The organism is Streptomyces yongxingensis, from assembly GCF_055597465.1.
The window spans coordinates 2870717-2889627 of record NZ_CM145717.1 but is presented as its reverse complement, the minus strand read 5'-3'; the positions used below and the strand labels follow the sequence as shown (position 1 = coordinate 2889627).

Genomic DNA, 18911 nt, shown 5'->3' with positions numbered 1-18911 from the left:
TGGCCGTTCGCCGTCCGCTGGGTGAGTAAACGAACCGGCGGTAGGCGTCGAAGATTCTTATCAGAGTCCTAACTCCACGCTGTCACAACGCTGGTCATGTGCTGTAGTGGCCGGTTCTAAGGTTTTGGCGTCAACAGACACCGAACCGCGGCGGTCGGCTCGCCAGTTCGGTAACGACCGCACGCCTTTCCTGGAGGACTTTATGAATGCCAAGATCCGCGCTCTTGTCGCCATCCCGGCCGTCGCCCTGATGTTCTCGCTCGCTGCCTGCGGCGGTTCGGACTCCAAGGATGACGCGAAGGACACGGCGGCCACTGTCTCCGCCCCGGCCGACGCCGGGGCGGCCGAGGGCGGCGCGGCCGGTGGCGAAGCCGGTGAGAAGAAGGAGCCGCCGCTGACCGGCGCCATCAAGGAAAAGGCCGAGAAGGCGGCCCTGGCCGCACACCCCGGCACCGTCCTGAAGTCGGAGGAGGACCAGGAGAACCCCGGTCTCTACGCGGTCGAGGTGCGGAAGTCCGACGGTACGGCCATAGAGGTCTACCTCGACAAGAGCTTCAAGGTGGTCAAGACCAAGGAGGAAGGCACCGAGGAGAACGAGGGCTGAAGCAGCTCGGGAGATCTCGCGGGCCGTCGGCCGACAGCTACCGGCTGACCGATCGACGGCCCCGCCCCGCCGTGTCCAACGGATCCCGTATCGCTGACATCCATTCGTGAGAGGTTCCGGTGATTTCGCCACCCGGCAGACCTGAAGTCTGTGAACCTGTCGACATGCGTGTCTTGCTCATCGAGGACGACGACCGAGTGGCCGGACCGGTGGTGGAAGGGCTGAACCGCTTCGGGTTCACCGTGCACCACGCCCGTACCGGCGCCGACGGACTGGCCGCCGACCCGTCAGAGATGGTGCTGCTGGACCTGGGACTGCCCGATATGGACGGCATCGACGTCTGCCGGGCCCTCAGACTCCGCTCGCACGTCCCCATCATCATGATCACTGCCAGGAGCGACGAGGTCGACCGGGTACTCGGCCTGGAACTCGGCGCGGATGACTACCTCTCGAAGCCGTTCGGCGTGAGAGAACTGGTCGCCCGCATCCGTGCCGTCACCCGGCGCGCCCGGCCCACCGCCCCAGAGGCCGACCAGGAGGCACCAGGCGCTGCGCACGGATCCGGGACGGGTGGGGCCGGCGGAGTCCAATGTCTGGGCCCGCTGATCATCGACCGTCGTGCCCGCCAGGTGACCCTCCACCAGGCGCCGGTGGCCCTGGCGCCCAAGGAGTTCGACCTGCTGGCCTACCTCGCGCAGGACCCCGGCGCTGTCTGCTCCCGCCAGCAGATCCTCGACACCGTCTGGGAACCCAACTACTTCGGCCCCACCAAAACCCTCGACGTCCACGTCGCCGCACTGCGCCGCAAACTGGGCGACTCCTCCTGGATCGACAACATCCGCGGCATCGGCTATCGCCTCACCCCGCCCCCGGAAGCGTCCGACCCCAGCTCTTCCGAGTACCTGGGAAACGCCCGATGACACGCCGCCTCCTCCTGAGCTACCTCAGCCTCATACTGCTGGTGCTGCTCTGCCTCGAAGTGCCGTTCGGCTACGTGTACGCCCGCGGGGAAACATCGAGGTTCGGCAACAGCGGCCAGCAGGGCGCGGTGATGCTCGCCGAGGTCTTGGAGGAGAAGGTCGAGGAGGAGGCGGCTTCCGACGTCCCGCAAGTGGTGGCCGGTTTCGCCGGCCGCACCAGCAGCCACGTGATCGTCGTCGACAGCACGGGGAAGGTGCTGACGGACTCCCGCAACACCGTCGCCACCGGCACGGACCTCTCCGGAGAGCCCGACATCGCCACCGCACTGCGCAACAGATCCACCACCGGCACCCGGCAGGACCCGGTCCTGGGCGGCGAGGCATTCGTCGCCACCATGCCGGGAAGCTCCGGCACCACGGTCCGCTGTGTCGTGCGCGTCACCTATCCTCTGGACGGGCTGACCGAGAAGATCCGTGACGCGTGGCTGGTGCTGATCGCCGTCGGGGTCGGTGTGCTGGCAACCGTCACGGTGATCGCCTTCGCCCTCTCCCGCTGGATCACCCGCCCGGTCAGGGCCCTGGAGCGTGCCACCACCCAACTCGCCAACGGCACCCTCACGGATCCGCCCGCCACCGACCTCGGCCCACCCGAGCTCCGGCAGCTCGCCTCCTCCTTCACCCACACCGCCTCCCGTCTGCAGCATCTGCTGCGCGCCCAGGAGGCGTTCGCCTCCGAAGCGTCCCACCAACTGAAGACGCCACTGACCTCACTGCGTCTGCGGCTGGAGAACTTCGAGCCTTACCTCGATCCCCGCGCCCAGGGCAGCCTCGACGAGGCCGTCGGCGAAGTGGAACGGCTCGGCCGCATGGTGCAAGGGCTGCTCGCCCTCGCACGGCTGGAGAACTCCGCCACCACCCCCGAACCCACCGACCTGGACACCGTCGTCGCCGACCGAGCGGCCATGTGGACCGCCTTCGCCGCCGAACACCTCGTCGACATCGCGGTCTCCGGCCCGCACATCGGCCAGGTGTGGGCGATCCCCGGCGCCCTGGAACAGATCATCGACAACCTGCTCTCCAACGCACTGCGGATCTCACCCCCCGGATCCGTCATCACCCTCGCGAAAACCCCGGTGGGCGAGGATCCCCGCGCCCCGGCGAACGTCGCACTGCACGTGATCGACCAAGGCCCCGGCATGAGCGAGAGCGAACGGCAACGCGCGTTCGACCGCTTCTGGCGCGCCGCGGACGCCTACCACGACGGCACCGGACTGGGCCTGCCCATAGTCCAGCAGCTCACCCGCGCCGCCGGCGGCGACGTCACCCTGGACGCCGCGCCCGGCGGCGGCCTGGACGCCGTCGTCCGCCTCAAACCCGCCGACACCCGCCGCCCACCGTCCGCCCGCCGCCCACGCACCGCCGCGCGCGCCCGGCACGATGCCACACCACCCGCGCGGATGGGCTGAGATCTCCGGGGCCACGGACGACGGGGCACTTGGCCCTGTCGGCCGGGCCCTGGCAGGAGCAACTAACTTGCGTGTCGTTCAACAAGTTAATACGATGCTCCTCATCCTGAGGGAGGTTTTTGATGATCGAGATGGATGAGCGGGCCCTCGATGCGCTGCTGGCCGAGGACCCCGGTGGCCCCGTGGTGATGCTGAACCTGCTGCGGTTCCGTCCGGACGGTGGCCGCGAGAGCTACCAGCGCTACATGGACGCGCTGGGCTCGGAGATCCACGGGCGGTACGGATTGCGGGTGGAGTACCTGGGGGACGGCGGCCGTGCCTTGGTCGCCGAAGACGGGCAGGCATGGGACACGGTGCTCCTGGTGCGCTATCCCAGCCGCCAGGCGTTCGCCGACATGGCCCGTGACCCCGACTATCGGGCGGTGGCCCATCTCCGAGCCGAGGCGCTGGTGGAATCGGTTCTGCAGCCAACCGTGCCGCTCCAGGGGGGAGTGATCTGATGCCCGCGGTCTTCGTGCACGGCAATCCCGAGACGGCGGCCGTCTGGGACCTCCTGCTCGCCGAACTGGAGGCCGCCGGCGCGGCTCCGGCCGGCCTGGTCCGGCTGTCCCCGCCCGGGTTCGGCGCGCCGCTGCCGGCCGGGTTCGGGGCGACCGTCGGGGAGTATCGCGACTGGCTGATCGGCGAGCTGACGCGCTTCGCCGAGCCCGTCGACCTGGTGGGCCACGACTGGGGCGGCGGACACGTCCTCAACGCGGTGATGAGCCGCCCGGACCTCGTACGCAGCTGGGCCAGCGACACGATCGCGGTCTACGAGCCCGACTACGTCTGGCATGAGCTCGCCCAGCGATGGCAGACACCGGGAGTCGGAGAGGCCGATGTGGCCGCACGCTTCGGCGCGCCCCTCGAGCGGCGGATCGCGACGCTCGTCGAGCGGGGGATGGGCGAGGCGGTGGCCGAGCGGGTCGCCCAGGGCCAGGACGAGGCGATGGGCCGGGCCGTGATCGCGCTCTACGGCTCCGCCACCCGACCGGTGATGGACGAACTCGGCCGGGACCTGGAGAACGCGGCCCGGCGGCCGGGGCTCGTGCTGCTCGCCACCGAGGACCACGTGGTCGGGACCGTCGAGCAGCGACGCCGCGCCGCGCGCCGGGCCGGTGCCCGGGTGGAGGTCCTCGACGGGCTGGGCCACTGGTGGATGACGCATGATCCGCGCCGCGGTGCCGAGGTTCTCACCCGCTTCTGGGCGTCGCTGGACCACGGGTAGCCGCACAGACGTGGATGCCGCGCATACGAGGGCACTGTCCGGCTTCCTGGCCACCGGCCGGGCGGAGCCCGCCCGGCCGGTGGATCAGTCTGCACGAAGTCTTTCGGCGTCGGGCGTCAGTGGCGTGGTGCCGGCCGTCTGCCCGGTGGCTGGGCGGGCTCGGGGAGGGCGGTGGGCGGTTCGAGGGGGCGGGTCTGCGGGGCGTCCTCGGCGAGGGTGATGACCTCGCCGCCGTGGCTGATCCGGACGGGGTCGCCCTGCCGCAACGCGTAGGTGACCTGCTGACGCGTGATGTCGACCCGCAGACAGCTCCGCCGGATCCGCAGCGAGAAGGCCAGCCGGTGGAGACTCTCGGGAAGCCGGGGCGCGAAGTACGGGACGTCCCCGTAGTCGCGCAGGCCGCCGAAACCGGCGACCAGCCCGATCCAGGTGCCTGCCAGCGAGGCGATGTGCAGGCCGTCGCGGGTGTTCTTCTCCAGGTCGGCCAGGTCCATCAGCGCGGCTTCGCCCAAGTAGTCGTAGGCGAGGCGCAGATGGCCCACTTCGGCGGCCATCACACACTGCACACAGGCCGACAGTGAGGAGTCCCGGACGGTCAGCGGCTCGTAGTAGGCGAAGTTCCGCGCCTTCTGGTCGCGTTCGAAGGCGTCACCGCACAGGAACATCGCCAGCACCAGGTCCGCCTGTTTGACCACCTGTTTCCGGTACAGGTCGAAGTACGGGAAGTGCAGCATCAGCGGATAGTGCTCGGGTGGCGTGCCCTTGAAGTCCCATACGTCGAGCGCGGTGTAGCCCGCCGACTGCTCGTGGAGGCCCAGCGCGTCGAGGTACGGCACGGACATCGCCTCGGCCGCGTCACGCCATGCGGCGGTCTCCGCATCGTCGACACCGAGCGCCGTGGCCTCCGCCGCGTGGCGGTCGGCCGCGTCGGCGGCGGCCCGTAGATTCGCCCGGGCCATGAGGTTGGTGTACGCGTTGTCGTTCGCGAGCGCGCTGTACTCGTCGGGGCCGGTGACGCCGTGGATGTGGAAGCGGCCCCCGGAGTCGTGATGGCCGAGGGAATGCCACAGCCGGGCCGTCTCCACCAGCAGTTCCACCCCGGTCCGCCGCTCGAAGTCGGTGTCGCCGGAGGCCCGGACGTAGCGCACGACGGCCGCGGCGATGTCCGCGTTGATGTGGAAGGCCGCGGTCCCGGCCGGCCAGTAGCCGGAGCACTCCGCGCCGTCGATCGTGCGCCACGGGAAGGCGGCGCCCCGCAGTCCGAGCTGCCGGGCGCGCTCCCGCGCCGCGGGCAGAGTGTTCTGCCGCCAGTGCAGGGCCTCGGCGACGCAGTTCGGCGAGGCGTAGGTGAGCAGTGGCAGCACGAACGCCTCGGTGTCCCAGAAGGCGTGTCCGTCGTAGCCGGAGCCGGTCAGGCCCTTGGCCGGGATCGCCCGCTGTTCGGCCCGGGTGCCCGCCTGCAGGACGTGGAAGAGGGCGAAGCGCACGGCCTGCTGGATCTCCGCGTCGCCGTCGACCTCGATGTCGGAGTGGCGCCAGAAGCCGTCGAGGAACTCGCGTTGCTGGTCGACCAGGCCCTGCCAGCCGGTGTTGCGCGCACCGCTGAGCGCGGCCTCGACCTGGTCCCGGACGGCCGGCAGCGAGCGGAATCCGGACCAGCCGTACGCGACGAACTTCTCGATCCGCAGCCGCTCGCCGGGGTCGAGCACGGCGGTGACGGTCACGCGGCCCACGTCATCGGTGCTCTCGCCGGAGGTACGGGTGGATCCGGGGCCCCGCACCACATGGTCGGCCGCGGCCGCGACCCGCTGCCCGCTCGCCGCCGTACGGTGCACCAGGCGCAGCCGCAGGTCGAGCGCGAAGTTCTCCTCGGGCAGCAGGCATGACTCCAGGGCGGCGCCGACCCGGGGATCGCCGCCGAGCGTGGGCAGTTGCTCATTGGCGACGAGCTCCGACTGCACGACCACGTTCGTCCGGTCGTCCAGCGGCTCCACCTCGTAGGCGACCGCGGCGATGGCGCGCTGGCTGAAGGAGATCATCCTGGTGGAGCGCACCCGGACCGTCTTGCCGACCGGCGAGGTCCACTCGCAGACGCGGTGGAGCAGTCCGGTGCGCAGATCGAGCACCCGCTCATGGGAGCGCAACCGCCCGTAGCGCAGGTCGAACGGTTCGTCGTCGACCAGCAGCCGGATGAGCTTGCCGTTGGTGACGTTGATGACCGTCTGGCCGGACTCGGGAAATCCGTAACCGCCCTCCGCGTACGGCAGCGGATGCTGCTCGTGCACACCGTTGAGATAGCTGCCGGGCAGGGCGTGCGGCTCGCCCTCGTCGAGGTTGCCGCGCCAGCCGACATGCCCGTTGGACACCGAGAAGACGGATTCGCTCTGGGCCAGTACGTCCAGGTTGAGCTCGGTCTCGCGCAGACACCACGGCTCGACGGCGTAGGCATGGTGGCTGATCACTTGCGACCCTCCAGCAGCTCGTAGAGGTCCGATGCCACGCCGCGCGCTGTGCCCGGGATGCCCAACTTCGCCGTATTGACGATTCTACCGGCGATCTCAGCCGCGCGCCGCGGCCGGCTGCCCCATGGCATCGAGCTCATCCCGGCTCCGGTCGAGGCACTGGGCGAGGCAGCGAGTGTGGGACAGCCCGAAGATTCCGTAGAGGAGCACACCCAGTCCCATCAGTGCCGGTACGAGCCAGAATCCGGCGCGGGGCTGCTCTCCGTAGAGCGTCACACCGAGACAGAAACTCACCGAGGCATCGCCCAGCGTCAAAGCGGGCTGTGAGCCGATGAGCGGGCCCCCTTGCATGGCCACGCCGAGCAGGAACAGCGAAAAGGCGCCAACGGCCGCGAAGCTGTACGTCTGCCATGCGGTGAAGAACGCCACGGCGCCCCGAGCGGAGAGAATGTTCATGGCCGACTTCACCAATGCCGCGGTGACGGCGTTTCCGATGGCCGCCGCCGCCGCGAGGGAGGCCGCCCGCGTCAGACCGGCGGGGCGCCGCAGACCGGTGAGCACGAGGGCGGCACCGATCCCTCCGGTGACCGCGAGCGCGGGCAGCCACCACATCCCGGGCACCTGTTCCCGCCCTCCGGTGGGGGCCAGCGAGAGGAGGACCAGAGCCAGTCCGGCGACGATGCAGGCCACGCAGAGCCATGCCTTCCGTGACAGCCCGACGTGAAAGACCATTCCTCCGATCACCAGGGCGAGGGGGAGTTCAAGAATGAAGACGGGTTGGACGGCGGCCAGTGATCCGGTGGCCAGAGCGAGCGCTTGAAAGAGGGCGGCGAAGATGACGCCGAGCATTCCGCCGAACCAGACGGGAGTGTGCATGAGGTCGCGGATCAGCCCGAGGCGCAATGACCGTGACGCGGGAACGGTGAGTGCCGCGCGCCGCTGCAATACCGTTCCGAGTGCGTTGCTGCCGGCCGCGAGCAGGGCGAACATGATCGACAGCAGAATTGTCACCATGGGACCACTCCCGGGCCCGCGCTTCTTCGTCGCGGTGCGCTCCCTGGGCCCTCCGGCCAGGTTACGCCCCCTGGGGGAGGGCGCGGATCGCGGGCGGCGATGGCCTCCGCCGACAACCGGCGGAGGCCAAGCGCCGTAGGGGCGCTGTGACAGGTCATGTCGTCCGTGACAAGCGCGGGCCGAGTTCCAGGGATTTCGGTTGGCCACAGGAGGATCCAATGGCGGTCATGAACTCCGGACGTTTGCCCTCGAGACGGGAGAGATGGTCGAGCAGAACACCCTCGCGCAAGGCCCATGGGCAGATGGTGAGTCGTTTCACCGCCATGACGTCCATGGCCGCCTCCGCGACGATGGCACCGGCCAGGCATTGATGCGCCCTGGAGGCAGAGATTCCGCGCAGCTTCGCTCGCTGCCCGTCCGTTTTGACCGCGAGCCGTGACACCCAGGGCACCAGCTCTTTTCGGCTGAGAGTGTGGACCGCGGGCAGACCGTTGCCGGGCCGCGGCGTTCCGGCGAGGCGGGCAAGCTGGGTGAACGTCCTGGACGTGGCGACGCAGGAGAGGGGTGCCGGCTGTGCGCGCAGTTCGGCAGTGCCCTGGCCGAGGACGGAGCGTACGTGCCGGCGCAACGCCTTGACGTCCCGCTTCTTCACCGGTGTGGCATCGGGCAGATGGTGGCGGGTGAGCCGGTCGGCTCCCAGCGGCAGGGAGATGGCGAGAGCGGGGTCCGCCCCGGTCCCGCAGGCGATCTCCAGGGAGCCACCGCCGATGTCGAGGAGCAGGATCCGCCCCGCCGACCAGCCGAACCAGCCGCGCACCGCCCTGAACGTCAGCCGTGCCTCGTCCTCGCCGCTCATGAAACCCACGCGGATACCGGTGGCGGCTTCGATCTCGTCGAGCACCGCGTCCCGGTTGGTCGCGTCCCGCACCGCCGAGGTGGCGAAGGGGATCAGGTGGTCGACGTGGTGGGCGGACGCGGCCGCGGCACTCGCGGTGACGGCGCCGACCAGGGACCGGATCGCCGCGCGCGGGATCACCCCCTGGCGATCGGTCGCGTCGGCCAGGCGGACCGGCTGTTTCCACGAGGTCACCGGCTCCGGGGGGCCACCGGGGAAAAGGTCGGCGATCTTGAGATGGACGGTACGGGATCCGATGTCGAGCACTCCACAGCGCATCCGTGATGAGTGCCCCACCTGACATATTCCAGACGTCGGATGATCGCCGCGCTGTCCGGAGATCCGGCGGTGTTCCGCGATGCCCGTTCCCGCTCCGGGGCCCGCTCCGCGGCTACTCCTCCGAGCTCGCTCCGCGCCGTGACCTCGGCGGTCCGCGGCGGTGGCTGGTGTCGCACCACGGGTAGCGCGCGCTGCGGCCGCACAGGCACACGGCCGCCGTGAAGCGGTCGGAGCGCACCACGCTGCCATCGGGCAGGGTGACCTCGACCGGCCCCTCGATCAGCATCGGGCCGTCGGTCCCCATCCGCACGCTCACCGCGTGATCACATCTGTCGTTCGGCACGGATCACCACCAGCTCTTCCTTCGTCTCGCCCGGGGCGATCAGCCCATGGGCCTCCAGCCAGGGGGCCTGCTCGCGCAGCACCGGCCCGAAGGGGATCGTGCGGCGGTTGGTCACGGCCGCCCGCAGCCCCGTCCCCGCCAACTCCTCCACCGTACGATCCGGGTCGCACAGCGCCGAGTGCACCAGGAGCAGCACACCGCCCGGACGCAGCAGCGGTGGCGCGTCGCGGCAGATCCGGTCGACCACCGCCCGCCCGTCGGCACCGGCCCGCCAGGCCACCCCACGGCCCCGGCGGATCCGCCGCCCCGCCACCGGCACATACGGCGGATTGGCCACGATGAGATCGAACCCGCGGTCGGCGACCGGTGTCAGCAGATCGCCCTGGAGGACACGCACCGGCAGCCCTTTGAGGCGGGCGCGCAGCCATGTGGCGCCCACGGCGAGCGGTGAGACATCGACCGCGGTCACCTGGGCCGCACCGCGCCTGGCCGCGACGAGGGCCAGGGCCCCGCTGCCGGTCCCCACGTCCAGCACCGCCGTGTCGGCCGTGATGTCCTCCCGCAGCAGGGCCTCGGCCAGCAGCCATGTGTCGTCCTGCGGCGCGTACACACCTGGAGGCGTCTTGAACACCATCAGTGGCGAGTACCCCCGGCGAGCCGTGCCGTGCGCGGGCGATGTGGTGCGCGTGCAGGACGCGGCCTCAGGAGAGGATGCGGCCTCAGGAGAGGACGTGGCCCGAGAAGAGTCACAGGCAGTCCCGGGGCAGCGTCTCGTTCCAGGTGCGCGAGAAGACCCGCCGGTCGCCCTCGTAGCCGTCCAGCGTGGCGTCCACGAAGAACTCCGTTTCGCTGGAGTGCAGCACCGTGCTCGTCACCACCCGCACATCCCAGTCGTCGCGGTGGAATCGCATGGTCCAGGTCGACTCGCCACCGACCGAGGTGAAGTCGTCCGCGACCGCCGTATAGCGCTCGTACGCCCGGCGGCCGACATCCAGCCCGATGTCGTCGAAGCGCAGGGTGCCCGCGTCCTTGACGATCTCCAGCTCGGACCGGTAGCCCACCAGGTCGCGCTTGACGTCCCAGCGCTCCTCGCGGGGGGTGATCGGGGTGGTGGCGGCGGGCGGCGTGCCCTCCGGCTCCCCGAACGGGCGCTGGGGCCGGTCCTCGCCCGCGGACGCCCGGCGCAGCGGCAGCGTGAGGGCGCTGCCGGCCTCGTGCACGGTCAGCAGCGCCGGCCGGGGCGGGGGCCAGGCGAGCGGCCAGTACGAGGTGGACAGCGACAGCCGGATGCGGTGGCCGGGCGGGAACGCCTGGGCCACGCCGTTGAGCCGCACCCGGGCGCGGCAGCGCCGGCCGGGCTCCAGGGGCTCGGGGTCGCCGATGGTCTCGCGGTGGGCGATGTTGAGCAGACCGTAGGTGACCCGGGTGGCGCGGCCGTCCGGAGCCACGTCGGAGAGCCGGGCGGCGACCAAGGCGACCGGTTCACTGGCCGACAGCTCCAGTTCGACGGAGGGGGAGCCGAGGATCTCGACCCGCTCGGTGAGCGGATCGGTCTGGAACACCAGCGAACCGCCGTCCTCCTCCCGCTGGTCGTACGGCAGGTCCGGAGGCGCGTTGTACGAGGCCCACTTGCCCGCGAACTGGCCGACCGACAGCGGCGATTGGACGGTCAGCGGCTCGCCCCGCGGCTCCTGGCCGGGAGGTGTGTCACCGGGGTCGGCGATGCGGTATCCGGTGAGCGGGTGCACCACCGGCTCGACGTTGGGGGAGGGCCACCGGGGCTCGGCGATCCAGCGGCCGGGCCGCTCCTCGTAGGCGGTGGACGGTGGCACGCTGTCCTGCATCCACGTCCACAGCATGGGCCCGTCCATGACGCCGTTGTCCACGCCCTTCAGCCAGTGGTCCCACCACCGCACCACCTCCTGGAGGTAGCCGATGGCCGGGCCCGGCTCGCCCAGGTGCGGGTACTTGTGCGACCACGGCCCGATCAGGCCCTTGCGCGGTACGTCCAGATTGCCGAGCAGCCGGGTCACGGCGTTGGAGTAGCCGTCCGCCCAGCCGCTGGAGGCCAGCACGGGGCACCGCACGGCCTGGTAGTCCTCGCACACCGAGGCATGCCGCCAGTAGTCGTCGCGGCGCTGGTGGCGCAGCCACTCCACGACCCAGGGGCGGGCGTTCTCCAGCCGCTCGTGCCACATCCCGCGCCAGCGCTCGCCGACCACCGCCGGGTCCGGCGGACAGGTGGCGTAGGCGAACATGGTGCCCGCCTCGGCGAGGTTGTCGGACAGCAGCGCACCGCCCATGTAGTGCATGTCATCGGCGTACCGGTCGTCGGTGAAGGAGGCGATGACGATGGCGCGCAGGCTCGGTGGCCGCCGCGCGGCCACCTGGAGGGCGGCGAAGGCGCCCCAGGAGATGCCCATCATGCCGGTGGCGCCGTCGCACCAGGGCTGGTCGGCCAGCCACGCCAGGATCTCCTCGGCGTCCGCCTGCTCCTGCCCCAGGTATTCGTCCGTCAGCACCCCCTCCGACTCGCCGGTGCCCCGCAGGTCGACGCGGACACACGCGTAGCCGTGACCGGCGATGTAGGGGTGGTGGATGGAGTCGCGCACGGAGGTCAGATCCCGTTTGCGGTAGGGGATGTACTCCAGCACCGCGGGCACCGGCTCCTCGTCCGAGGACGTGGGACGCCAGATGCGCGCCGACAGGCGAACGCCGTCGGACATGGGGATCGTGATGTGTTCCTCGTCCTTCGTGGCGCACGGCAGATTGCTCACGAGGCGCATAGGCCGACATGCTCCTTCCCTGGTGGCGGCCTTGGCGGGGCCTTGGTGGCCGCCCTGGTGACAGGGGTGCACGGGTTCCCACGGACGCGACCGGCACACCGGCGGTGTCCGTGGCGCCGGTCGCGTCCGCGGGCGGTCGGGGCTCAGCCGTGCCGCACCCGCGTCTCCTGCTCCGGTTCCGTCCGCTCCTCCCGCTGATCCCGCCGGGCGCCCGGGGCGGTGGCGTCGAAGAGGAGGTTCAGGGCGGCGACACAACGGTCGTACTTCTCGCGCAGGTCCTCCTCGCCGTCCCCGCCGGTGAAGATGTGGGCGAGTTCGAAGCTGTAGCTGTCCTGCTGCTCCATCTGCGACAGCCGCTGTCCCTCCTCGGGCACCACCTCGATCCGTACGCCCGGGATCTCCCGCTCGATGCGCTCGATCTCCTCGTCGACGGGGGTGTCATGGACCACACCGTCGGCGAACCACCGGTAGTACCACTTGGCGGCCATGGCGTAGGGGCCCTCGCGGTACGGCAGGGCGGGGTCCTCGCCGAGGGCGAGGCTGAGCATGCAGTGGTGGTTGGGCACCCCGTCGACGTAGGCGAAGAGCTCGGCGTGCGACTGGGAGTGCCGGGGGTTGATCTCCAGGAGATTGATCTCGTCCGTCGCGGCGTCGTAGAAGTACTCGATGCTGAACGTCGCCCCCTCCGTGCCGATCTGCCGCATCACCCGCCGCGAGACGTCATGCAGCCGCCGGATCACGGGCTCGGGCAGCGCGGAGGGGTACTGGTGGCGCAGAAAGGACGGGCTGTCGGGGTAGTCGATGGAGTCCAGCACGCCGTAGACGGTGACCTCGCCCTGGTGGACGTATCCCTCCACGGCGACCTGCACCCCGCTCAGCGCCTCCTCCGCGAGGCACACCTGACCGCCCACACCCGCCATCTCCGGCGGGAGCTCAAGCCGTTCGAGGACGGCGTCGAAGGGCTTGCCGACGCGGCCGATGCCCTCACGGATCCGGCTCACCGCCGTACGGAACTCCTCCTCGTCCTTGACGGAGAAGGCCAGCTCCGAGGAGTACGCGAGGGCGGGCTTGAGCCACATCGGGAAGCGGACGCCCTCCGGCGGCCGCGGGTCCCGCGCCTCCAGATCCACCCGGCCGAACCGCGGACACTCCTCGATCACCTTCCGCTGCTCCAGCCGGCTCCAGTACTTGTGCTCGCACTTGACCACCGACTCCAGGCTGGTGCTGCGCGTGCCGTAGCGCTCGCTGAGAATCGGCACGAGCGTGCTCACCGGGAAGTCCCAGTAGCCGACGATCGCGTCGATGCTGCCGTCAAAGGCATCCAGAACACCTTCCGCCTTCGCGATCAGATCCGCCACGGACACCTCGCCGCTCTGTAGATCCTCGACCGTGAGCAGGGGGTGGAACCGGTACCGCTCGGCACCGGGCCCGCTTTCCAGAATGGGCACATTGGCCTCGTCCAGGCCGATCACAAAGACGTTCTTCTCGTCCACGGGCGTGGTCCCTCCCTGCTCCGACATTGTCCGGCGTCCTGAGTACCCGCTCGCGGGCCGCCAATCCTGATGGGACATCCGACGCGGGTCAGAAGGGCGGCCACCGGAGCGGCGGCGGCCGGACCGGTGGCTGTCTTCGGGTCGCGTCTTCGTATGGGGGAGAGCTGTTACGGGGTGGTGGGTTCGTTTACGCTGTCGCTCGCCCGAACGGCGAGAGACGGGGTGACGGGGAGCATGTCCCGACCGGACCATGACCATGGTCGATTGGCGGTTCCACCCGTTGGGGCGGGGCGGCAACCGGGGTGGCCGACAACTCCGCCACCACACCGCCCCTTGGGGGCCGCCGATCCCGCCACGGCCGGGCCGTATCGGCTGGAGGCGGTGCTGGGCGCGGGGGGAATGGGCCGGGTCTACCTGGGGCGTACGCCGGCCGGCAGCGCGGTGGCGGTCAAGGTCGTCCACCGCGAATACGCGGGCGACGCGTCGTTCCGCAAGCGCTTCGAGCAGGAAGTGGCCGCGGCCCGGCGGGTCCAGGGTCTCTACACCGTGCCGGTGGTGGACGCGGATCTGCGGGCCGAAGAGCCCTGGCTGGCCACGGCGTACGTACCCGGGCCGTCCCTGCAGCACGCGGTCGCCGAGAGCGGGCCGCTGTCGGCCGACGCGGCGCTGGGGCTGATCGCCAGGGTGGCCGAGGCCCTGCAGTCCATCCACGCCGCCGATGTGATCCACCGTGACCTGAAACCCTCCAACATCATCCTCACCGCCGAGGGCCCCAAGGTCATCGACTTCGGTATCGCCCGGGCCGCGGATGTCACCGCGGTGACCGCCACCGGGATGCGCACCGGAACGCCCGCCTACATGGCACCCGAATACATCAGGGGGCAGGACGTCACCGAAGCCGGTGATGTGTTCGCCCTCGGCGTGATCGCCAGTTTCGCCGCCACCGGACGGCTCGCCTTCGGCGGTGGCTCCGACCACAGCGTCATCTACCGCATCCTGGAGCAGGCTCCGGACCTCGACGGCTGCCCCGAGCCTCTCCGGGCCATCGCCGCCCGCTGCCTGGAGAAGGCCCCGGAGCGGCGGCCGACCCCGGCCCAGGTCATCGAGTCGTGCCGCCGGGCCGACACGACGGGCATCGCCGACGCCCACACCCGCACCGTGGTGTCGCCGTCAGGGCCCGAGCGCGTGACACCCGGCCCGCGGGGCGCCCCGGGCTCGCTGGGCACTCCCGGCTCGCCCGACGCCGAGACGCGCACCTCACTGTCGCCGCGCGGTTCCGGGCCCGCCGCCCCCGTACCGGCGCCGCCCGCTCCGACCGCGCACGACCCGGCACGGGGCGCCGCGCCCGGCGGTCCCGCGACCCCACCGGACCCGGACACCTCGCCGAACCCGCCGGTCCCGGACCCGCTCACCACGCCCGCCCCGGGGCTGCCCGTCCTGCTCGGCGGAGTCGGGATCCTCGTCCTCGCCGTCGTCCTGATCGCCGTCTATCTCCCCGGCTCTTCCCCCGACCGCGGCCCCAGCCCCCCCTATCGCACGCTCGGACCCACAGCCTCCCTCGGCCCCACCGGGAAGGCCAGGACGGCCGAGGGGATGGCGTTCAGCCCGGATGGCAAGACGCTCGCCACCGGAAGCGACGAGGGCAAGGTGCGGCTGTGGAATGTCGCCGACCGCAAGCCAGGAGCCACCTTCACCCAGCGCGACAGCGTCGGCAATGACGGGTTCGCCAACCGCGACGTGGCGTTCAGCCCCAACGGCAAGCTTCTCGCCGCCACCAGTACGACCGGCTGGCTGACCATGTGGGACGTGGCCGAGCACCGGCAGATGCGCTTCCTCGACGGAGTCGAAGGCGGCGAGCAGGTGGCATTCAGCCCGGATGGCAGGCTGTTCGCCACCGGCAATGGGCCCGGCTCGGTGTTCTTGCGGGATATCAACAGTCGCAAGGACGAGCTGCTCGCCTACTACGATCAGGAGGCCAAAGTCACGGGCGTGGCCTTCAGCCCGGACGGCCGGACGTTGGCCTCCGCGGGCGACGACTCCGGCAGCAACCTCACCCCGAAACACTCGGTGCGGCTGTGGGACGTGGCACACCGCGATCCGGAACCTTACGGCCAGGGCGATCCGCGGGTCACCATCTCGCCCGCGCAAGGAGTCCTGAGCCTGGCCTTCAGCCCGGACGGCAAGACCCTCGCCACCGGCAGCTACGACGGCAAGGTGCGGCTGTGGGATGTGAAGACGGGCCGTCAGCGAGCCACCCTCGGCGACTCCCTTGTCGCGTCGGAGGTCCACCACCTGGCGTTCAGCCCGGACGGCAAGACGCTCGCCACCCCCTCCGAATACGGACTGTTGCTGTGGAACGTGGCCACCCGTAAACCACGCGCCATCCTGTCGGCCGGCGCGGAGGGGAAGGCCAACGAGATCCAGGAGGTGGTCTTCAGCCGGGACGGCCGGCTCATCGCGGGCAACGACAGCGAGCACCGCAGGGCGTACCTGTGGAAGAACCCGTACCGGGTGCGCTAGGGGCTGTCCGATCGTGACGCCTGCGGCGGGCCACGCGGCGGAGCCGCATATCGTCGCCGTGGCGGTTGACCCTGACGCAGGGGCAGCCTCGCAGCATGGTCGGCATGACGACGACGCAGCACTTCACGGTCCACCACGACGGTGTCACGATCCCGGTGTCCCGCGGCGGCCGGGGACGACCGCTGGTCCTGTGCCCCGGCCTCAACTCCACCCGGGCCGACCTGCGCGAGCTGATCGAGCTCCTGCGGCGCGACCACGACGTGGTGACCTTCGACCTCCGGGGCCATGGCCTCGCCTCCGCCGCCGACCGGTACTGCTTCGACGCGTTCCGGAGCGATCTCTTCGCCGTGCTGGCGGAGTCGGGACGCCTCGGTCTGCCCTCGCCGCCCGTGCTCGTGGGCTACTCGCTGGGCGCGGACCTGGCCGTGCACTACGCCTCGGAGTGCCCTGACGCCGTCGCCGGGCTGGTTCTCATCGACGGGGCGAACCCGCTGCCCGAACCGTTCATCACCGACGCCGACCTGCCGGAGTTCCGCGCGATGGCGGAGGACCCGGCCATGTGGCGGGAGATCGAGCGGGCCAGGGGCACCGCGCGTCAGGTGCTGCTCAGCCCTCGGGACATCCTCGATCTGCAGGTGGAGATGGATGTGGTGCGGGCCGGAATCCTCGACCGGTACCGGAAGATCGACCGTCCGATCCACATGATCATGTCGGCCGCGATCGCCGGCGACAGCACCGAAGGGCGTGCGCCCCGGCACAACCGGCTCTGGCGCGCGGGCATCGACCGGCTCGTGCGCGAACGGCCGGACACCTCCGCGACCTGGCTCGACACCGGCCACCGGCTGGTCTTCACCCACGCCCGGGAGATCGCGCAGATCATCCGGCGCCACCCGGCCGACGGGCCGACCTCGTGAGCGATGTGAGCGATGTGGGCGATGTGGGCGACTCCCAGGAGACAGGAGACAGGAGACTGGTCCGATGCTGACCATCGGCGAGCTGGCGTCGTACGCCGGAGTGACGGTGCGCGCGGTGCGGCACTACCACGCCAAGGGGCTGCTCCCGGAGCCGGAGCGGGACCGCTCCGGCTATCGGCGGTACGGCGCCGACGCCGTCGTCGAGCTGATCAGGATCCGGACCCTCGCCGAGGCCGGGGTTCCGCTGGCGCGCGTACGGGAGCTGCTCCGGGCCGGTGAGGAGGAGTTCGCGGCGGCGGTCGAGGAGATCGACCAGCGGCTGCGGGCGGAGATCCGGGACCGGCAGCGGCACCGTGAGCGGATCGCCCGCCTGGCCGCCGGGGACGGCCTGGCGCTGCCCCCGGAGGTGGTCGAGTTCCTCGACCGGCTGCGGGCGCTCGGGGTCGACGAGCGGATCGTCCAGGTGGAACGCGACGGCTGGATCCCGCTGGCCGCGCACGCACCCGAGCGGGTCCCGGAGTGGATGGCACGCAAGCGGGAGCAGATCGCCGACCCGCGGTTCATCGGTTTCTACCGCACCCTGGGCCGGGCGCTCGACCACGCCGACGACGACCCACGGCTGGACGAGCTGGCCGACGAGTTGGCCGCCTACCTCACGCGGATGGCCGAGGAGCGGGGCGAGGACTACATCGACGATGCCGAGATCGAGCCGCCGCTGGTCAGGGTGATGGACACCCTGGTGTTCGACACCATGCCGTCGGCCCGCCGGCTGATCGAGCTGCTGAGGCGGCGGGGCTGGACCGGCTGGACCAAGGTCGGGCGCGTCGGCCGGGACGCGGCCGGAACACGGGGGCTCGGCAGGAGGAGCCGAACGGGTGAGGATGGGCGCATGACCGCCACCTCGCGTGCCCATTCCTTCAACGCGGCCGCCGCCCAGTACGCCGCGAACCGCCCCTCCTACCCGCCCGCCCTCTTCGACGCCGTCGAGGAGCTCGCCGGACGCCCCCTCGCGGGCGCCCGCGTCGCCGACGTCGGCGCGGGCACCGGAATCGCCACCGCCCTCCTGCGCGAGCGCGGCGCCGATGTGATCGCCGTCGAGCCGGGCGCGGGCATGGCGGCCCAGTTCCGCCGGACGCTTCCGGGCGCGCCGATCGTCCGGGGCGACGGCAACGCCCTGCCGCTCGCCGACGCCTCCCGCGACCTGATCACGTATGCGCAGTCCTGGCACTGGACCGACACCGACCGGTCCGTTCCGGAGGCGCTGCGCGTGCTGCGCCCGGGTGGCGCGCTGGCGGTCTGGTGGAACACCACCGCCTTCGACGTGCCGTGGATCGCCGCCCAGGCCGAGCGCGTCGCGGCCCACTCCGGTGTGGAGTCGGCCCCTCAGGGGCGTCCCGACGACAGCCGCGCCGCCCGGCTCGCGGGCCTCTCCGGTCTCCGCGTCACCCGCCGCCAGGTGCGCTGGAGCCGTGTCGTCCCCCTCGACACCCACCTGGCCAACATCACCAGTCACTCGGCGTTCCTCGTCCTCGGCGAGGCCGCCACCCAGGCGTTCCTCGCCGACGAGCGCGGTCGTCTGCGCGAGCTCTTCCCGGACGAGAGGGTGGAGGAGACCTATCTGGTGGACCTACTGGTGGCCGCCCGTCCCTGAGCTCTCGCCCTGGCTCTCCTCCTGGGCGTCGACATTGGGCGTGATCGCGTCCCCCGACTCGCCGTAATGGCTGTCCTCCTCGTCGTCGGTCACCCGTGTCTCCGCCTCGGCGATCTCCGCCTCGATCTCCTCGGCCGCGGTCCGGGCGCCCTTCTTCTCTCCGCTCATGATCGTGTCCTCCCTCGGCGGGTCGTCGCATTTCCGGGCGGGCCTGCGTGCCCAGTGTCCAGGCGGGCCGTGCGTGCCCGGGCGGCCGTCGCATGCGTACGTGCCGACCAGCGCCCGGGTGCCCCGGCC

General features: G+C 71.0%; 16 protein-coding genes and 1 pseudogene. 9 read left to right on the top strand and 8 right to left on the bottom strand.

The genetic code is table 11. From position 1 onward, the window contains the following. The first annotated feature begins 202 nt into the window (after positions 1–202). From ACZ6TD_RS12105 to ACZ6TD_RS12085, 5 genes are all read left to right on the top strand, one after another. On the top strand, positions 203–604 hold the full coding sequence (locus ACZ6TD_RS12105) for a PepSY domain-containing protein (RefSeq protein WP_471353351.1): 402 nt from the start codon (positions 203–205) through the stop codon (positions 602–604). A 164-nt stretch (positions 605–768) separates the two neighbouring features. Next, positions 769–1524, top strand: a complete 756-nt coding sequence (locus ACZ6TD_RS12100; RefSeq protein WP_471353349.1) for a response regulator transcription factor — start codon at positions 769–771, stop codon at positions 1522–1524. After that, positions 1521–2990 carry a sensor histidine kinase gene (locus ACZ6TD_RS12095; protein ID WP_471353347.1) on the top strand — a complete coding sequence of 490 codons (1470 nt, stop codon included), beginning with the start codon at positions 1521–1523 and terminating at the stop codon, positions 2988–2990. Before ACZ6TD_RS12100 ends, ACZ6TD_RS12095 begins: the two co-directional genes overlap by 4 nt. 122 nt (positions 2991–3112) lie before the next feature. Then, a complete protein-coding gene (locus ACZ6TD_RS12090) occupies positions 3113–3490 on the top strand; it encodes a DUF1330 domain-containing protein (protein WP_471353345.1) in 378 nt (125 codons plus the stop codon). After that, positions 3490–4257 (top strand): alpha/beta fold hydrolase, encoded by a 768-nt coding sequence (locus ACZ6TD_RS12085; protein WP_471353343.1) that lies wholly within the window; start codon positions 3490–3492, stop codon positions 4255–4257. The genes ACZ6TD_RS12090 and ACZ6TD_RS12085 overlap by 1 nt, the downstream gene beginning before the upstream one ends. A 116-nt stretch (positions 4258–4373) precedes the next feature. Here ACZ6TD_RS12085 and ACZ6TD_RS12080 read toward each other — a convergent pair whose 3' ends face one another. The 7 genes from ACZ6TD_RS12080 to ACZ6TD_RS12050 form a co-directional block, all read right to left on the bottom strand. Next, a complete protein-coding gene (locus ACZ6TD_RS12080; protein WP_471353341.1) occupies positions 4374–6719 on the bottom strand; it encodes a glycoside hydrolase family 65 protein in 2346 nt (781 codons plus the stop codon). 96 nt (positions 6720–6815) lie between these two features. Further along, complete coding sequence (locus ACZ6TD_RS12075; RefSeq protein ID WP_471353340.1) at positions 6816–7733, bottom strand: DMT family transporter; 918 nt, start codon at positions 7731–7733, stop codon at positions 6816–6818. A 154-nt stretch (positions 7734–7887) separates the two neighbouring features. Next, positions 7888–8907 carry a Ppx/GppA family phosphatase gene (locus ACZ6TD_RS12070; protein ID WP_471357671.1) on the bottom strand — a complete coding sequence of 340 codons (1020 nt, stop codon included), beginning with the start codon at positions 8905–8907 and terminating at the stop codon, positions 7888–7890. 112 nt (positions 8908–9019) lie between these two features. Then, positions 9020–9223: a CDGSH iron-sulfur domain-containing protein gene (locus tag ACZ6TD_RS12065; RefSeq protein ID WP_471353338.1), complete on the bottom strand. Its 204-nt coding sequence runs from the start codon at positions 9221–9223 to the stop codon at positions 9020–9022. Positions 9224–9230: 7 nt separating this feature from the next. Further along, positions 9231–9884 (bottom strand): HemK2/MTQ2 family protein methyltransferase, encoded by a 654-nt coding sequence (locus ACZ6TD_RS12060; protein WP_471353336.1) that lies wholly within the window; start codon positions 9882–9884, stop codon positions 9231–9233. 112 nt (positions 9885–9996) lie between these two features. Further along, entirely contained in the window at positions 9997–12036 is a 2040-nt protein-coding gene (locus tag ACZ6TD_RS12055; RefSeq protein WP_471353335.1) for a CocE/NonD family hydrolase, read from the bottom strand. A 143-nt stretch (positions 12037–12179) separates the two neighbouring features. Beyond that, a complete protein-coding gene (locus ACZ6TD_RS12050) occupies positions 12180–13529 on the bottom strand; it encodes an ATP-grasp domain-containing protein (protein WP_471353333.1) in 1350 nt (449 codons plus the stop codon). Between the two features lie 234 nt (positions 13530–13763). Here ACZ6TD_RS12050 and ACZ6TD_RS12045 point away from each other — a divergent pair, with 234 nt between their 5' ends. From ACZ6TD_RS12045 to ACZ6TD_RS12030, 4 genes and pseudogenes are all read left to right on the top strand, one after another. Then, positions 13764–16049, top strand: coding sequence for a protein kinase domain-containing protein (locus tag ACZ6TD_RS12045; protein ID WP_471353331.1), 2286 nt, complete (start codon positions 13764–13766; stop codon positions 16047–16049). Positions 16050–16153: 104 nt separating this feature from the next. Then, on the top strand, positions 16154–16963 hold the full coding sequence (locus tag ACZ6TD_RS12040) for an alpha/beta fold hydrolase (RefSeq protein ID WP_471353329.1): 810 nt from the start codon (positions 16154–16156) through the stop codon (positions 16961–16963). 64 nt (positions 16964–17027) lie between these two features. Next, positions 17028–17177: pseudogene (locus ACZ6TD_RS12035) on the top strand (MerR family DNA-binding transcriptional regulator); the annotation flags it as partial. Between the two features lie 675 nt (positions 17178–17852). Further along, on the top strand, positions 17853–18614 hold the full coding sequence (locus ACZ6TD_RS12030; RefSeq protein WP_471357668.1) for a class I SAM-dependent methyltransferase: 762 nt from the start codon (positions 17853–17855) through the stop codon (positions 18612–18614). On the opposite strand, the gene ACZ6TD_RS12025 is transcribed toward ACZ6TD_RS12030, so the two are convergent. Beyond that, positions 18591–18782, bottom strand: coding sequence for a hypothetical protein (locus tag ACZ6TD_RS12025; RefSeq protein ID WP_471353328.1), 192 nt, complete (start codon positions 18780–18782; stop codon positions 18591–18593). The two genes, ACZ6TD_RS12030 and ACZ6TD_RS12025, sit on opposite strands and share 24 nt — an antisense overlap. Between the last annotated feature and the right edge of the window lie 129 nt (positions 18783–18911).

Excerpts from the sequence above, each read along its gene's own strand:
- ACZ6TD_RS12105 (WP_471353351.1), top strand. The coding sequence starts at position 203 with ATGAATGCCAAGATCCGCGCTCTTGTCGCCATCCCGGCCGTCGCCCTG.
- ACZ6TD_RS12100 (WP_471353349.1), top strand. The coding sequence starts at position 769 with ATGCGTGTCTTGCTCATCGAGGACGACGACCGAGTGGCCGGACCGGTG.
- ACZ6TD_RS12095 (WP_471353347.1), top strand. The coding sequence starts at position 1,521 with ATGACACGCCGCCTCCTCCTGAGCTACCTCAGCCTCATACTGCTGGTG.
- ACZ6TD_RS12090 (WP_471353345.1), top strand. The coding sequence starts at position 3,113 with ATGATCGAGATGGATGAGCGGGCCCTCGATGCGCTGCTGGCCGAGGAC.
- ACZ6TD_RS12085 (WP_471353343.1), top strand. The coding sequence starts at position 3,490 with ATGCCCGCGGTCTTCGTGCACGGCAATCCCGAGACGGCGGCCGTCTGG.
- ACZ6TD_RS12075 (WP_471353340.1), bottom strand. The coding sequence starts at position 7,733 with ATGGTGACAATTCTGCTGTCGATCATGTTCGCCCTGCTCGCGGCCGGC.
- ACZ6TD_RS12070 (WP_471357671.1), bottom strand. The coding sequence starts at position 8,907 with ATGCGCTGTGGAGTGCTCGACATCGGATCCCGTACCGTCCATCTCAAG.
- ACZ6TD_RS12060 (WP_471353336.1), bottom strand. The coding sequence starts at position 9,884 with ATGGTGTTCAAGACGCCTCCAGGTGTGTACGCGCCGCAGGACGACACA.
- ACZ6TD_RS12055 (WP_471353335.1), bottom strand. The coding sequence starts at position 12,036 with ATGCGCCTCGTGAGCAATCTGCCGTGCGCCACGAAGGACGAGGAACAC.
- ACZ6TD_RS12045 (WP_471353331.1), top strand. The coding sequence starts at position 13,764 with ATGTCCCGACCGGACCATGACCATGGTCGATTGGCGGTTCCACCCGTT.
- ACZ6TD_RS12040 (WP_471353329.1), top strand. The coding sequence starts at position 16,154 with ATGACGACGACGCAGCACTTCACGGTCCACCACGACGGTGTCACGATC.
- ACZ6TD_RS12030 (WP_471357668.1), top strand. The coding sequence starts at position 17,853 with ATGACCGCCACCTCGCGTGCCCATTCCTTCAACGCGGCCGCCGCCCAG.
- ACZ6TD_RS12025 (WP_471353328.1), bottom strand. The coding sequence starts at position 18,782 with ATGAGCGGAGAGAAGAAGGGCGCCCGGACCGCGGCCGAGGAGATCGAG.